Annotated in this window: 12 protein-coding genes; 7 read left to right on the top strand and 5 right to left on the bottom strand. The window is 67.8% G+C overall.

Features of this window, described 5'->3' with window-relative positions:
* The first annotated feature begins 579 nt into the window (after window positions 1-579).
* On the top strand, window positions 580-2235 hold the full coding sequence (locus ABD901_RS21295; RefSeq protein WP_345128862.1) for a hypothetical protein: 1656 nt from the start codon (window positions 580-582) through the stop codon (window positions 2233-2235).
* A 224-nt stretch (window positions 2236-2459) separates the two neighbouring features.
* Here ABD901_RS21295 and ABD901_RS21300 read toward each other — a convergent pair whose 3' ends face one another.
* Complete coding sequence (locus ABD901_RS21300) at window positions 2460-3557, bottom strand: integrase core domain-containing protein (protein ID WP_345128863.1); 1098 nt, start codon at window positions 3555-3557, stop codon at window positions 2460-2462.
* A gap of 413 nt (window positions 3558-3970) precedes the next feature.
* Window positions 3971-4690, bottom strand: a complete 720-nt coding sequence (locus ABD901_RS21305) for a hypothetical protein (protein WP_345128864.1) — start codon at window positions 4688-4690, stop codon at window positions 3971-3973.
* Window positions 4691-4850: 160 nt separating this feature from the next.
* On the opposite strand from ABD901_RS21305, the gene ABD901_RS21310 reads away from it, so the two are divergent.
* The 4 genes from ABD901_RS21310 to ABD901_RS21325 all read left to right on the top strand — a co-directional run bounded on the left by ABD901_RS21310 (window position 4851) and on the right by ABD901_RS21325 (window position 9229).
* The gene (locus ABD901_RS21310; protein WP_345128865.1) at window positions 4851-5720 is read left to right on the top strand and encodes a hypothetical protein; all 870 of its coding nucleotides are present in this window, start codon (window positions 4851-4853) and stop codon (window positions 5718-5720) included.
* Window positions 5721-5836: 116 nt separating this feature from the next.
* Entirely contained in the window at window positions 5837-6421 is a 585-nt protein-coding gene (locus ABD901_RS21315; protein WP_345128866.1) for a hypothetical protein, read from the top strand.
* A 575-nt stretch (window positions 6422-6996) separates the two neighbouring features.
* On the top strand, window positions 6997-7377 hold the full coding sequence (locus ABD901_RS21320; RefSeq protein ID WP_345128867.1) for a VOC family protein: 381 nt from the start codon (window positions 6997-6999) through the stop codon (window positions 7375-7377).
* 736 nt (window positions 7378-8113) lie between these two features.
* Window positions 8114-9229: a WD40 repeat domain-containing protein gene (locus ABD901_RS21325; protein ID WP_345128868.1), complete on the top strand. Its 1116-nt coding sequence runs from the start codon at window positions 8114-8116 to the stop codon at window positions 9227-9229.
* Here the strand turns inward: ABD901_RS21325 and ABD901_RS21330 are convergent.
* The 3 genes from ABD901_RS21330 to ABD901_RS21340 form a co-directional block, all read right to left on the bottom strand.
* Window positions 9226-9573 (bottom strand): hypothetical protein, encoded by a 348-nt coding sequence (locus ABD901_RS21330; RefSeq protein WP_345128869.1) that lies wholly within the window; start codon window positions 9571-9573, stop codon window positions 9226-9228. The genes ABD901_RS21325 and ABD901_RS21330 overlap by 4 nt on opposite strands.
* A gap of 482 nt (window positions 9574-10055) precedes the next feature.
* The gene (locus ABD901_RS21335; protein ID WP_345128870.1) at window positions 10056-11303 is read right to left on the bottom strand and encodes a GAF domain-containing sensor histidine kinase; all 1248 of its coding nucleotides are present in this window, start codon (window positions 11301-11303) and stop codon (window positions 10056-10058) included.
* 39 nt (window positions 11304-11342) lie between these two features.
* The gene (locus ABD901_RS21340; RefSeq protein WP_345128871.1) at window positions 11343-12386 is read right to left on the bottom strand and encodes a LacI family DNA-binding transcriptional regulator; all 1044 of its coding nucleotides are present in this window, start codon (window positions 12384-12386) and stop codon (window positions 11343-11345) included.
* Window positions 12387-12890: 504 nt separating this feature from the next.
* Between ABD901_RS21340 and ABD901_RS21345 the strand changes: the two genes are divergently transcribed.
* Together ABD901_RS21345 and ABD901_RS21350 are read left to right on the top strand one after the other, a co-directional pair.
* Window positions 12891-14459: a glycoside hydrolase domain-containing protein gene (locus tag ABD901_RS21345; protein ID WP_345128872.1), complete on the top strand. Its 1569-nt coding sequence runs from the start codon at window positions 12891-12893 to the stop codon at window positions 14457-14459.
* Window positions 14425-15402 (top strand): hypothetical protein, encoded by a 978-nt coding sequence (locus ABD901_RS21350; protein WP_345128873.1) that lies wholly within the window; start codon window positions 14425-14427, stop codon window positions 15400-15402. Before ABD901_RS21345 ends, ABD901_RS21350 begins: the two co-directional genes overlap by 35 nt.
* Window positions 15403-15649: the final 247 nt, after the last annotated feature.

Raw genomic sequence — 15649 nt, forward strand, 5'->3', positions numbered from 1 at the left:
CATCTGGCGCTGCTGGCAAGACAACGTCCCCTACAACCCAGCCGCCCACGGCGCCCTCCAAACCCTCCTCAACCAAGACCAACCAACGGCCGCCCGACCCAGGGGTTGACACAGGGCAACTCAAGCCTGCCCCGATCTTGCCGAACGCCGAGTGCAACAGTGCCATGGCTGCTGCTGCTGTACTTTGCTGCTGTACGGGGCTTGGAACGTCGAAGCCGGCGCCCGGGGCACCGGCTCTGACCTTGGAACACTGTGGGCCGGAGGCATCACCATGCGAACCCGGCGCACGTCGTGGTCGGTGATCCCCTACCGGTACTTCTGTCCAGGTCACGTGCTGGTCTTGATGCCCGATGACCCAGAAACCGCGTGCTGTAGGAGCGGCCGTCGCGCGATTCGGCCAGCGCGGCCGGTCTGCTCGTCAGGCCGGTGGTCACCGGCGCTTCGGCCCGGGCGGGATCGTCGCGGCCGGCACCCACGCCGAATTCCCGCGCTAGGAAGGTCGTTACGCAGATTTCTGGGCGTTTGCCGGTCTCGTCCGGCGGGGCACACGGCGGGCGACACTGGTGGTAGAACACATTCATGATCTCCGACTTCGCCCGTGGTGTAGCCCGCGGGGCGTTGACAATGGCGTTGACGGCCGGCGCGGTCGTCGGCGCCGCGTCCGCGGCCCAGGCCGCGGATGCCACGGCCGGCAAGCTGTCGATCTCCGCTCTGTCGTTCGCGCAGCCGACCGTGAACTCCACCGCCGGAGCCGTCGCCGACGACCTGACCTTCACCGTCAAGAACCAGAACCGGCACGCGACGACGGTCGTAGGGCACGTGACCATCCGCATGCACGATGTCGCCCAGAATGCGTACATCGGGCACGAGCAGGTGGTCCAGTTCTCCTACGGCAACACCTGCTGCGGCCCGGTCCAGTACGTCTCCGGCACCCCGCAGGAGTCCACCTACACCTACACGTTCGTGGTGCCGCAGTATGCCAGCTCCTCCGCGGTGACCTGGGACGTCACGAAGATCACGCTGGACGACGGCATCGGCGACACAGCCACGTTCGGTGCGGCCAAGCTGCAGCCCTTCGGCGCCTCGATCGCGACGACCGCCCTGCCGGACACGAGCGGCCCGTCCCTGCAGTCGGTCTCGCTCTACCAGAACGGCGCCCCGATGCGGCCCTTCGTCTACGTGGGTGCGGGCAGCGCCGACGTGGTGTACAGCTTCGACGTCCAGGACTGGCAGTCGGGCTTCTGGAAGGGCACGATCAAGCTCGCCGGGCCCGCCGGTCAGAGCGTCACCACCCAGTTCGAATACACGACAAGCGACTGGAGCACGGGCGCCTCCTGCGGCATTTTCAGCGGCGGCAGCACCCCGTACCAGTTCGAATGCGGCATCGTCTCGACGCTGCCGGCCGGCGCGGCCGCGGGCAACTGGCGGGTCGCGCAGATCACCCTGTTCAGCAACTCGGGCGCACAGTCGACCTACAAGAACCCGCAGTCCCAGTCGGTCACGGTGACGTCGGACACAGCGCTCAGCGCGAGCGGCTTCAGCGTCAGCCCCAACCCGGTCGACAACTGGCGCAACGACGTCACGACCAACCTGACCTTTACGGTCACCGGGGCGACGAAGGGCATCTCCGCGGTATACGTCGACACCGACAACGGGTGCCCCCAGTGGGGCAATGCCTCGGTCGCACCCGACGGCACCGTCTCCGTGCCGCTGCGGATGTACACCTCCAGCGACGGCTGCACCATCACCGGCATCGCCATCGTGGACGGGGCGGCGAACGCGGCGGTCTACGGCAGCCGCTACCTCAACGCGCCGGACCCGGGCCTGAGCATCTCCCGGATTCCGGACACGACCCCGCCGCACGCGACCAGCGCCACGCTCAGCCAGACCTCGGTCCCGTTCAGCCAGCTGAGCTCGACTTATGTGCAGCTGACCATTCACGCCGACATCCTGACCGCCCCGATCAACGGGGTCGGCTACTACATGTACGACGCGAACGGCAACGTCGTCAGCCAGGCCTTCGGCGGCACCGGTCAGCTCGCCGACGGCAGCGTCACCATCTCGCTGTGGCTGCCCTACTGGCAGCTCACCCCGGGCGTCTACACCATCGGCTTCGACCTCACCGACGCCGGCGGCCTGCGCAGCTTCTACGGCGAGATCGGCGACCCCCGCAGCCAGCCCGTCCCGGGCGGCCCCCTGGTGTTCACCATCACCGACGACTCCGCCGCCGCCTGACCCGACCGACGAGCCCGGCCGCGTCCCTCTGCGGGACGCGGCCGGTCCCGTTTCACGGCCGAACCCGCCGGACCGCGAGAGCAGCCGGGCGGGCACGCGCCGCCATCGACGGCCAGGGCGAACTCGCCGCCGTCGCGACTCAGATCGCCAACGCCGAGGCGGCGATCAGCATGCACCACACCGCGTTCGAGCACTGCGCTTGCCGAGAATGTCATCCGGGCAGGTCAGGCGGCATGTTCGTATTCGTGGAGGATGCCGCCGAGGTGATCGCGTCTTCGTATGTTGAGGCGGGCGAGCTGCTCCGGATCGGCGATCGGTGCGGGCAAGGGGTGCAGCGGGCGGACGTTGGCGATGCCCTGGTGTGGCCTGTGTTCGTTGTAGAAGCGTTCGTACTCGTGCAGGGCGTGCAGCAGGTGCCGCTGGTTCCAGATCAAACTTCGGTCCAGCAACTCACGACGGCAGGTCTGTACCCAGCGTTCCATGATCGCGTTCATGCGCGGCATCCGGACGCCGCTGAGCACGACGTCGATGCCCGCGTCCTTCAGGATGGCGTCGAACAACGCAGGGAACTTGCTGTCCCGGTCGCGGATCAGGTACCTGGCCCGGCAACCGGCGTCTTCGAGGTCCATGACGAGGTTTTTCACCGCTTGCGTCACCCACGTGGCGGTCGGGTGCGCGGTCGCGCCCAGGACCCGGACCCGGCGGTTGGCGTGCTCGATCACCGCGAACACGTACAACCGCGTTCCGGTCAGGGTGACGGTCTCGAAGAAGTCGCAGGCCAGCAGGGCATCGGCCTGCGAGCGCAGGAAGTCGGCCCAGGTGCTGCGGGAGCGCTCGGGCGCCGGGTCGATCCCGGCCTCTCGCAAGATCTCCCACATGGTCGACGCGGCCACCGTGATGCCAAGAACGAGCAGTTCGCCATGCATGCGGCGATATCCCCAGTCGGGATTCTCCCGCGCCAGCCGCAGCACCAGGGCACGAATCGAGTGCACGGTCCGCGGCCGGCCCGGGCGCTTGGATCGGGACCGGGCCGCGTGGCGGCGTGCGATCAGGTCCCGGTGCCAGCGCAGGACGGTGTCCGGGCGCACTAGCAGCCGCAACCGACGCAGCACATCGAGCGGGAGCCGGTGCAGCAGCGCCGCCAGGAATGCCCGATCGCTCGGGTCGAACCGGGGCCTGTCGTTGCCGAGTTGCCGCTCCAACACGGTGATCTGATGGCGCAGGGCAAGGACTTCCACATCCTTGTCTCGGTCGCTCATTGGCAGTAGGCGCAGCATGGCGAACGCGTTCGTCACGGCCAGATAGGCCAGTCGCAGCAGCACGGTCGATCATCATGCCGCGGCGATCGCCAGCCGCTTGAGCGGCCGACTCGAGCGACCGCTGCCGACAGCCAGGACCTCCCGTGCGCCTGCTCCTGCCAGGGCGGATGGGGTTTTCGGTAAGGGCAACGCCAAACGCGCCAGCCTCTACCGTGCCGGCCTCGTCCTGATCGCCGCCATCATGTGGCTCCCATGATCGACAGGACGCGCCCTAGGCTGGCGGACTGCGGCCTCGGGGCTGCTGGCAGGTCTTCTTCTTCAAGCCGCGATCAGCAGCGTCGCGAAGCTCCAGCGGCGCAAGGGCGAGGCGATACCGATGGGGCCTGTACTTGTCGCCGGCTGGCTCGTTGCGGTCATGTTCGCCGCATGACACGAACGACGCCCCGCGTCGGTCTTGCTCGGGTCAGGGCTTCTGATCAACTTGGGTCGCATGGCATCCGACCTTCGGCTAGTGGCGACCCCGGTCGGATATTGCCAATTCGCGTAAGGACCTCGTCCGTCGGCTGAGGAGTATTGAGGATCCGTTCTACCTCGGCGATCACCTCCCGCCACACGGCGTGCGACTCGTATACAACTACGGGCACATCCTCGAACCCGGTCACGACGAGCATGCCAGTACCGGTTCCGGCGTTGTAGACCTCCCCGAGAACAACCTCGCGCTCAGTCTTGCCGGGTATCTCAGTTGTGGAACGCCGGAAGTCCTCGTACCGCCCTTGGTAGAGGTCACCCATCCGCTGAGCTCGGGCCAGGAAATCGCGAACTGACTCCTCATCGTTGCCCAGTTCGCGGTACACAATGGCGGCGGTAAGCGCGATCTGACAGCAGATCGCGTAGGCGGTGTTGACCCGGGACCTGTGCGTCATCCGATAGAAGCGGGCCCGCCAGGTGTCGACCATCGTGATCCGAGCGTAGGCGGTGTACGCCTCCTCCAGCGCGTGCCGGGCGGTCTCAAGCTTAGCCCGAGTCGCTTCACCGTCCCGTGTCCTCGCCTCCCGCAGAGCGCGGGCCGCCGTCGCCGAGTGATTGTCACCGATCGCCACGAGCGCCTCGTTGAGGCGGGCATCACCGAGGACCTCGATGATCCTCTTTGTGCCTGTGACACCCTGAACGGCCTGCTTGAGCACCAGCCACTGCACAGCCATAGTTCATCATGACCGAACAACACAACCAACAACAATGTGAACCGCGATGTTTCGTCCATTATGTGGGGACAGGGCCGCGCGGATCCGGAGGACCACGGATCCGCATGATCAGGTGCGCGCTCATGCTTGATCCGCATACTGCGACAATCGCTGAGTGAACAGCGGTGATCACGGTTCACCCGGCGATCGGTTGGCGCGGGCGGGTGGCGTGTTCGAGGACGACGCGCTCATCGACCAGTTGAATCGGGCGCTGTGGAGCATGTGGTCACGTCTGGAGCGGCTTCCCCGGAGTGACGTGTTCTGGTCCCACACCAACCATCGCACGACGTGGTGCAAGGTCGAGGACTTCGCCCGCAGATGCGTGGACCGGAATCCGTCGGACGAGACGGCCAGGTGGGCTCTGGTTGGGCTGTCGATGCACGCCGGCTCGTTCGGCGGGCTGCAGCTCTTCGCCGAGGACGCCGCGGCGCGTGACGAGGCAGTGCACGACCTGATTGCGGTGGCAGAGTGGGTGTGGCTGGAGGTCGGTGTCGACCCGGGAACATGTCTCGAACAGGCGCTCCTGCGGGTCGGTCCGCCGGCGCTACGGTTGTTGACGCAGTCCGTCGGGCGGGCCGCGATCGCCGCCTCTGGCTTTCTCGCCGGGAAGTCGTTCGCTGAGGCGATCGGCCGCCGCCAGTGGGACCTGTTCGTGCATGCCTTGGTGGTACCGACGCCGGAACAGCGTGCTTCGTCGGTCGTGAGTGAGGCGTTGCTCGTGGCTGGAGAGCAACGGCTTGCCGCTGCGCGGGAGTGCCTGAACTACGACGCTTCGGCCGTCGTCGACCTGTTGGATGCAGCGCAGTGGTGGGCCGCGAACCGTGGCACCGACGTCATGTGCCGACTTCGTGAACTGCTTGAAGTCGTATCCCGAGACTCGCTTGAACGGCTCGTCGGTGATCAAGGCGACGAGGTGTCCGCACCATTGCGAACCGCTCTCCTGGTCCTTGATGGCCATGGACTTCCGTTGCGTCGAGAGCTGTAAGGACGACCGACTGTCCAACCGCACGCCCGTATTGCCGACGTCCACCGCAAGCGAGGCGATGATGTGCGATGCGGGTGGTGGGTTGGGTGCCGTGACGTGGCTGTAGGTTCGTGGTCGTGTTCGTGGTCGACGCGCTGCAGTTCGCCACGCTGTTCCATCCCTGCGGTCGGGCTGTCGATACTCCTGGACACCTGGTGGCGCTGGCCGACGGCGGAGCGGAGAGTAGGCGCGAGGCGCTGCGGCACCTGCGGGGCGAGGTGCTGCACCAAGGGACACCGTTGACGGCGACGCCACCAGCTGCCGTCGCGGTGGCGGCGCTGATCGGCGATCCGCGGCTGGCCGGTGCCGCCAATGCCGACCTGCGGGCCGGCCTGCTGAGCTTTCTGGCTGCCGTGGCCGAAGCCGGTCGCTCGTACACCGACGCGGAACTTGACGACTTGGCCGTTTCGGCCGGCTTCGAGGTGGACGCCGCGCTGGCCACGGTGTTGGAGTCCAGCGGCGACTATGCGGAGGTGTACGCCGGCGTGCCGTTGGCCAACGCGCTGTTCCGGCGGGCGGTGCTGGGTTGCCGCGAGGTCGTTCCGGTTCTGCTCGCCGCGGCTGCGGCGGCGCTGTCCGATCCGGCATCGTCGGTGCGCGCGGCGGCGGCGCATGCGGTAGGCGCCTGCTGCGTGGGAGCACGCCCAACTCCTCGCTGGTAGGGTGCCGGAACTCGAGGGTTCGTTCTGAGCAGGGACTTTTGTCTCGCGGCGATGATCAGCGACGTGATCGACGAGAAGGTGTTCAACAGTTGCTGCCGCGCGATGCCGAGTAGTTGCAGTAGCTGCTCCCGTACCGGCGAGTAGGTGGAGTCGGCCTCGCCGTCACATTTCGGATTCGAGTCCGTGCTGGCTCGTCGGAGGGCGGGAGTACGTGGGCGGAGGGGGAGCAGATTGGGAGCAGCGGGTCGCTCCCAACGGCGCTGAACCGCAGTCAGCATGGCCGAGCTGCTCGGATCGTCTCATCGTGACCTGCGGTGCTTGGTGTTCGTGCTGGTCACGGGCGCGCGGACCGTTCGTTGACACGGAAGAGGTCACTGGTTCAAACCCAGTATCGCCCACCACAGCTCAAGGGCCGTTTCCGCCAGTCGGAAACGGCCCTTGATCCGTTCAGGGGGTCTACGGCAGCGGCGACCCCTCGCTGCTTCCGGCTGGGACGGTGCCGCCGGACGACGGCCCCCTCCCAACTCGTTGACGGCTTTCCGAGCCGATCGCGGGTCATGGATAGGCTCGCTGCTATGCATCGCAGTCGACTCGTTGGAATCCTCATCGACACGCCTGCCTCGCAGGTCGGCGCGGAAGTGGACTTCTGGTCCGCGGCGCTGGGTGTCCCGACCTATCCCGCACCGGGCGAGGAGCAGTTCACCGTCCTTATCGACGCTGTCCCCAACCTCTTCACCGTCATCCAGGCGGTCGACGATGCGCCTCGCTATCACGTCGACATCGAGACCGATGACTTGGAGGCGGAGGTTGCCCGCCTGACGGCACTGGGCGCGGAGCAGGTGACCCGCTGGAAAGACGCCTTCACGATGCGCACACCAGGTGGCCACCTGCTCTGTGTCGTGCCCGTGCACAGCGATCCGGAGACGTTTGCCAGCTCGGCTCGAACCTGGCCATGACGCTGCGCGCGTCCTTGGGCGGTGCGGCGTCGGCCGCACCGCCCAAAGGGGGTCACCGAGGCGAACAGCCACGTACGTCAGCGAATACTTGCGAACCTAGAACCCTTACCCAGCAACAGGTTTCGGCAGGTCCGGCCCGGACATCATGGCATTGACACGGAAGAGGTCACTGGTTCAAACCCAGTATCGCCCACCACCGAGGGTGGAGCCTGCTCAAGAGGCTCCGCCCCTTTTCCGCGTTCTCGGTGGTGGATGTTCCTGCACGCCTCGCTCGCGGCGGGGGGCTGCGCCACCCGCGCCCCCGATGCCTCGCTTCGCATCGGGCGCGTAGGAGCCGCGGCGTGCGGGGTGGCGTCGACAGCGCCCGCCCGTGCGGCAGCGTCGCGGAGGTTATCGAGACGGCCGATGCGACGGACGGAAGGACGGTGCCGGTCCGGGGCAACCTTCCGCAGCCGGAAGAGCACCTCGTTGCCGACGTCGGCGTAATCTCGGCTGAAATCCGCGCCGCTCAACACTGAACGAGATCATCACCGACGCATGGAGTGCGTGGGCGTAGGTGTCCCTGCTGTCCCCGGTGTCCCTCAACCGCCATTGAACTGCACGTGTGCTGGGACACCTTGATCACGTTTGTCCTCAAACGCTCGATGATCAAGAAGCGGCTGGAACAGAGGGGGATCGGCCGCTCTGTTCCAGCCTGCTTGCACGCTCTGGTATGTGTTCGGGCGGCCTTGGTGGCATGGGGGTTGTGATGGTGGACGGCGCGGCTTCGGTGTTTGAGCGTGAGTTGTTGTTGGCGGTTTTGGTGGGGTGGTCGGAGGTGCCGGCTGGTGGGGTGCGGCGGTTGGTGGGGTTGGCTGCGGCGGCAGGCCGGTTGGGGGAGCTGGTCGCGGCTCCGGGGTTGTTGTCCGGTGTGGAGCCCGCGGTGTTGCTGTTTGCGTTGCACAGCGCTGGTGAGCAGGGTCGGGTGTGGGCGGCGGTGCTGTCAGCTGCGGGGCTGCCAGCTGCGTGGGTGACGGTTGCGGGCCAGGGTGATCGGTTGCGGATGGCGATGTCGGGGTTCGCGGCGGTTGGTGCTGGGGGACGGGTGGCCGGTTGGGGCGGCGGGTCGGTGGTGGAGCCGGTATGGAGCACCGCGCCGCCGGCATTGGGCACGCCGCTGACCGGCACAAGCCAAGTTCGAGCGGTGGCGGCGGTACCGTTGCCGGACGGGTCGACGCTGCTGGCCTCCGGCAGCGACAACGGCACGGTGCGGTTGTGGGACCCCATCACCGGTGAGCCGGCCGGTGCGCCGCTGACCGTCCACACCGACGAGGTCCGGGCGGTGGCGGCGGTGCTGCTGCCGGGTGGGCGGACACTGCTGGCTTCCGGCGGCAACGACGGCACGGTGCGGTTGTGGGACCCCATCACCGGTGAGCCGGTAGGCAAACCGCTGACCGGCCACACCAACGGGGTCCAGGCGTTGACGGCGGTGCCACTGCCGGGCGGATCGACGCTGCTGGCCTCCGGCAACTTCAACGGCACGGTGCGGTTGTGGGACCCGACCACCGGTGAGCCGGTAGGTAAGCCGCTGACCGGCCACACCCGCTGGGTCCAGGCAGTGGCGGCGGTGCCGTTGCCGGATGGGCGGACGCTGCTGGCCTCCGGCAGCTTCGACGGCACGGTGCGGTTGTGGGACCCCACGACGGGTGAGCGGGTGGGCCACTTTGAGACGCCAGAAATGGTGCATGCGATATCGCTGCTACCAGATGGCCAACTCGCCGTAGGCTACGGCAACCACGTCGCCGTCACGCGCCTCAACGCTGATCTTCCAAAAAGACACGCGACAAGCCGATCGGCCGGGGCAGAACGCTAGGCCGGCCGCTCCTGCGGAAGCTTGCCTTGCTCCCACAGGCGATCCAGCGTCTTCAGCATCTTTTCCATGTTCGCGTCGAGCGCCAGAAGATCCTGCGGATCCATCGACGCAAGCGGATCATTGAGAACCTTACGGCCCCGTGGCGGGCCGGAAGAACCACTGAACGCGTGGCAGACCGGGCACCAGAGGTACGTGATGAACCGATCTCCGTTCACGCTGTGGTACATGTGGTAGTAGACCCGCATACCGACATGGCCACAGGACGGGCAGACCCGCTGGGCATGCGGGAGCTCCCATTGAGCAGCCAGCCGCTGAGCCTCCTCGGCGGTGAAATTCTTCGCCATCCGCGGTCCTCCCTTCCGATGTCGCATTCTGATCGTCAGCTCAGATGAAATCACGGAACCGGTGCCCGTATCGCGCCCACATCCGGTCCGCGTACGCGTCGCCAAGGAAAACCGCGCGAGCCAGAGCTGACCGCGCAGTGGGTTAATTTTCCGAGACTGCGGGCTGCTCAAAGTTCCCGGAGCGTTAGCACCCCTCTGTTCCAGCCCTTCGGGGGGTCACGGGGGTGAACATCGGCGTACGGCCATGAACGCTGGCGGACCTACAACCCGTACGGCGCAATAGGTTTCAGCACGTGGGGCGCGACCGGCACGGCGTTGACACGGAAGAGGTCACTGGTTCAAACCCAGTTTGTGCGGCTTGAGCGCATGCGACTGGGTTTGGGTCCGGTCTCAGCGAAGAGCCGCGACGATTGGATGGCACATGCGCGGCCGACTCGACCGAGTTGCTCCAGGTGTGCGAAGACGCTGGCTCCGACCAGCGCTCATGACTCCGGCCAAGCCCGGTTTACGGTGACGCCGTTCGGCTCGGTGAGCGGGAGCTCCGCTCTCAGGGTGGTCCCCGCGCCGCGCGGGCTGGTGAGGAAGATCTGGCCGCTGAGAGCCTCGACGCGATCTCCGAGGCCGACCAGACCGGTACCGCGGGCGTAGCCGGCGCCGCCGACGCCGTCGTCGCGCACCGAGATGCGCAGGACGTCGTCGGCGGTCTCGACGGTGACGGTGACCGTCGAGGCGCGCGCATGCTTGGCCGCGTTCGTCAGCGCCTCGGAGACGACGTAGTACGCGGTGACCTCGACCCGCTCGGGCAGCCGCCCTTCGGTGCGCACCTGGAGGTCGACAGGGATCGGCGAGCGGCGGGCGAGCGTCCGCAACGCGGGGGCGAGACCGGCCTGGGCCAGGATCGCGGGATGGATGCCGCGGGCAAGCTCGCGCAGCTCATCCAGCGCACTGGTCAGCCCGACGGCAACGCGGTCGAGTTCGGCTGCGAGGTCGTCGAGCTCTGGCGGCACCGTGGCCTGCGCCCCGCGCAGCTGCAGCGCCAGCGAGACCAGTCGTTGCTGGGCGCCGTCGTGCAGATCACGCTCGATCCGCCGGCGCGTCTCGTCCGCGGTGGAGACGACTCGTGCGCGCGCCTCGGTCAGCTCGGTATGCGCCTGGGCGTTCGCAATCACGATCGCGATCAGCTCCGCAAGGTCTGTCATCCGCTGCTCGGCGCCTGGAGGAAGCGGTCCGCCCCGAGACGCGACACCGATCGCGCCCCAGCGACGGCCCTCGACGACGATCGGCGCACTGACCGCGGAGCGGACTCCCCCCGCCCGGAGGTCCTCGGGCAGGCTCGGCGACGTCGGATCGTCCGCATCGAGCCGGGCGGCGCGGCCCGTTTCCCGAACCAAGGCGAGGGCCAAGTTGGGGTCCAGCTTGACGGCCGGTCCCGATCCGTCGCGCGCCAACCAGCCGCGGCCGGCCAGGAATGTCGCCTCTCCATCCGGCTCGAACCGCACGATCCCCGAGTAATCGGCGTTGAACAGCGCGCCGACCTCCTCGGCCACCGCGGCGAACACGAGCGACGGCTTGACCCCGCGGATGACCAGCATCGCCAACTGCCGCAACGCGGCCTGCTCGTCGCCGATCCGACGCAACTCCTCGCGAGCTTTCGCGTTCGCGATGTTCGCCCGTCGACCTGCGGCTCGGTAGCCTCGTCGCGAGACGCCGGTTCCCCTCAGTGCGCCCACCCGTACGACGCTATCTCGACGACCCGCTAGAGGCCCTCGTCACGCAGGGACCGGCGCGCGCCGCTCGCCTGACCCGTACGAGAGGAGGGTCGTGGGCAGCACGACGGTCTCAATCGGCCGGTCCCGATCCGCGAGCCGGGCCAGGGCCAGCCGGCCCGCCTGCCGCCCCATCTCCTCGGGATCGTCGGCCACGACCGTCACGCCGAGCACTCTGGCCCATTCGACGTTGTCGAAGCCGATGACGGCCGGTAGCGGGTCCGGGGCGCGGTGGACCAGTTCCTCGACGACGCCGAGCAGCGCCCTGTTGTTGCCCGCGAAGAAGGCCGTCGGTGGGTCCTGGGTGTCGAGGAGCTCGGCTGCGCGCGCCCGGGCGGCGGCCACGTCGTGCGCGCCGGTACGCAGCCACCGACGCCAGTCCGTCACCCCGGCCGCCTCGAGTGCGCCGGCCATTCCGGCGAGGCGGTCGCGGTGCGTCGGCAGCCAGTCGTAGTCACCGATGAAGGCGATGCGTCGGTGCCCCGCGGAGAGCAGGTGCACAGCGGCGGCACGTCCGCCACCGACATTGTCGAACACCACGGCGTCGGCATCGAGTTGCTGCGCCGGGCGGTCGACGAAGATCACCGGCATGCCGCGATCCTGGAGCTCCCGGTAGACCGTGTGGTCAGGCATCGCCGACGCGACGATCAGCGCCTTCGTCTGGCGGTCCGCGAGATTGCGCGCCAGCGACCACTCGACCTCGGGCGACTCGTTAGAGTTGGCCACCGTGAGCAGCAGGTTGCCGGTGCGCAGCTCGTCTTCGAGACCCTTCGCCAGGGCGGGGTAGAACGGGTTGGCCAGGTCGCTGGTGATCAGACCGACGGCGTCGAACAACTGCCCGCGGGCCAGCAGGCTCGCCGCGGCGTTGCGCTGGTAGCCGAGCAGCTGGGCCGCGGCGAATACCCGCTCGCGCTTGGCAGCGCTGACGTAGGGCTCACCTCCCAACACCCGGGAGGCGGTCTTCAGACTGACCCCCGCGAGCTCAGCGACGTGCGCGAGCGTCGGGCGTCGGGTCGCGTCCGCCCGTCCAGCAGGTTGGTTCGTCACACCACTCATTGTCCTCAGACGGGCCCACTACATGGGCGAGCGCCGGCGCTGCTCAGCCAGGCGCTCTGGGCACCGAGCCGGCAAGGGTGCCTGTTGATCAGGGGGAGGCGAGTTCCGGCATAGGCGTTTGTCACTCAAACACAACCCATGCCATGAACTCCGCTTGGCCGATCAGATTGCCATAACCCGTACGGTGACGGAAGCCGCCGGTCGGGTTCGTGTCGGCTCGTCCCGTTCGAGATGGCCGGGGAGGCCCTGCTGTGACCCGCCGCGTCCAGTGGCGGGTACGGGCTCCTGCCGGCCGGGGTGGTGGGCCCCGGCCGAGCCGACTCCCAGCGCGTTTTGCGAGCTCTGACGTCGTGCGGACGGCCACCGGGACGTTCTACCCCTTGACGGCATAGGCGCGGCCTGCAAAGCTTCCAAGCCATATGACAGCGCTGTCATGAGTAAGAAGACAGTCCTCAAGATGTGCGTGCGCCTCAGGGCGGGTCGGGCCGACCGGCCGTGTGCGACCCAGTCGCCTCCGACCAGGCCCAGTCCCTGGTCAACGCGGCCAACCAGATGGGTTCCTTCCCCCGGTGGATGGTCGCCAACAGTTCGACCAACCAGATGAACGGGGACAGCGTCGCACCCCTGCTGGCGTTCACATGGCAGTTCGGCGCACGCGACTGGGATGTCAACCGCGCGATCGACATCATGCTCGAGAACACGATCGGCAGTACGGCCGGCAAGTTCACCGGTGGCACCAACACCGGCGCCGGCGGCACCAACGGAATGACCAACACCCGCTGGCCCATCATGGAGCGGCCCGGGGCCGACTACTACAACGAGTACGGTTACGCCCCGCAGCTGCGGCCTTTCCAGGCGGACCACATGGTCACGGGCGCGTCGTACACGCTCGAGTACGCGATCGCCGACTTCTCCCTCGCCACGCTCGCCGACGCCAAGGGGCGCAACGGCACCGCCAAGCAGTTCTACGAGCGGGCCCAGTGGTGGCAGAACCTGTGGAACCCGACGGCGGACGGCATCCAGCCGCGCGACGTCAACGGGCGCTACCCCGAGTCCGACCCGCGCCAGCAGTACCCGGCCTCGTTCGGTTACCGCGGCAACGTCTACGACCTCGGCCAGCAGGGCTTCGAGGAGGGCAACGCCGAGCAGTACCTGTGGATGGTGCCGCACAACCTCGCCGGCCTGATCACCGCCATGGGCGGTAAGGAGGCCGCGACCCAGCGGCTCGATACGTTCCTGTCGACCGGCCTGGTGCGCGGTGCCAGCGCCAACGTGCCCTACATGAACCTCGACAACGAGCCGAACTTCGGCGTGCCGTGGGTCTACAACTACCTGGGCCGTCCGGACCGGACGTCCGAAGTGGTCGATCAGATCACCGGGACCCTGCTCGGCTACCAGCCGGCGGGCTCCGAGCCCGGCAACGACGATCTCGGTGCCCTCGCCAACCTCTACGTCTGGGCGGCGCTGGGTATGTACCCCGAGAGCTCCGGCGCGTCGGCCGTGACCTTCAACACCCCGATTTTCGACAAGTCGGTCGTCACGCTCGGCAACGGTCGCACGCTGACCATCAACGCCCCCGGCGCCCAGTCGGGCAAGCGGTACATCAACAACGTTGAAGATCAACGGTGCAACGTCGAGCAAGTCCTGGTTCGACTGGAAGACCGTGGCCAAGGACACCACGATCGACTTCACCGTCGGGTCCACGCCCAACGGGTGGGGCACCGGCAACTCCGACCTCCCGCCGTCGCGGCAGGACGGATCCAAGCCCGTCGCGCTCAACGTCAGCACCGTCGGCTCGCCGACGTTCGGTGCCGTAGAGCTCCAGCCCGGCGCATCGGGCAGCGCCCAGGTCGACGTTCAGCGCATCGCCTCGAAGGCCCAGGCGTTCCACGTCGCCGTCACCACCTCGAATCCGGGCATCGCCGTCGCGTCGGTTCCCACCCAGCACTTCGACGCCCAGGGCCGCGCCCGCGTGCCGCTGTCCTTCACGGTCGCTCCCTACGTGGCCTCGGGCTACTACCAGGCGACCGTGACCGTCACCTCGAACGGATCGTCGACCTCTGAGAAGGCCATTCTCCGGGTCACCAAGCCAGGGACGCTCGAGGCCGGCAAGACGGTCACGGGCACCGCCCTCTACGACGCCCTCAAGGGCTCGTTCGACGGCGGCAGCGGCATCACCTGGTCCGGTAGCAACGGCACCAACATGGGGAACAACACCACCACCAACACCTACGACCGCCAGCAGCTCGCCGCCGTGGGTCTCGCCCCCGGCGCGGTCAAGCACTTCACCGCCAGTGGTGTGCCCCTGACCGTCGTGTGGCCGAACGCGCCCGTCGGGTACGCCGAGGCCTACCAGCCGGCCGCGAACCAGACCATCCAGCTCGAGCGTCCCACCTCGACGTTCTCGCTCGTCGGCGCGGCCTACACCGGGAACACGACCGTCCAGGCGACGCTGCAGATCACGGACGGCACCAATGTCGCCGAGGCCACCTACCCCGTGGCCTTCTCGAACTGGGTCCTGCCGTCGACGACCGGCGACGTTCGCGACGGGACGCTGCAGCCGCAGTACGACAACAGCGTCGTCGCGTGGATGCCGCACCGCCTCGCCCCCGAGACGGCCAACGACGCGGGCGCGTACCTCTTCGCAACCAAGCCGTACGTCGCTCCGGCGGGCTGGAAGGTCACCTCGATCACGTTCCCGACGGACGGCACCGGCCAGCGGATCTTCGCGGTCGCGGGCGACGCCCCGGCCGTGCAGCTGGCGGCCAACGAGGCCAACGCCGGTGACGTGGTCGCCGTGACCGGGTCCGGCTTCGCCCCCGGCGAGCCGGTGACCGTCTCGCTCGACAAGGCGAACGTCGTGCTCGTGGCGAATGCGTCCGGCGCCATCTCGGGCAACATCACGGTTCCTCGGTCGCTGCGTTCGGGGACCTATCAGGTGTCGGCTTCGGTGGCTTCACTGCCGGATGGGGCTGTTCAGTCCCCGGCTCTCGTCGTGCGCAAGTAGGCAAGGCGTATGACGACCAGAAGGGGTGGACGCGTGGTCAGCTGCCTGGTGATCCCGAGGGTCCCCGGAAGCTGATCGGATAGCCGCCCCGGCGGGGTGGTTCGTCCTACGGGACGAGCCACCCCGAGACGGCACGCTGCGACAGCGTCGAAACGCGCGGAAAGCACTGCCAGCGCCTTTGTAGTCCTCCCAGCTTGACCACGAAGCGGCTCGTGATGGCGATCGCCAGGACTGTCCTGAGCGTCCT

This window comes from Dactylosporangium darangshiense, from assembly GCF_039537565.1.
In the GTDB taxonomy this organism is placed as follows: Bacteria; Actinomycetota; Actinomycetes; order Mycobacteriales; family Micromonosporaceae; genus Dactylosporangium; species Dactylosporangium darangshiense.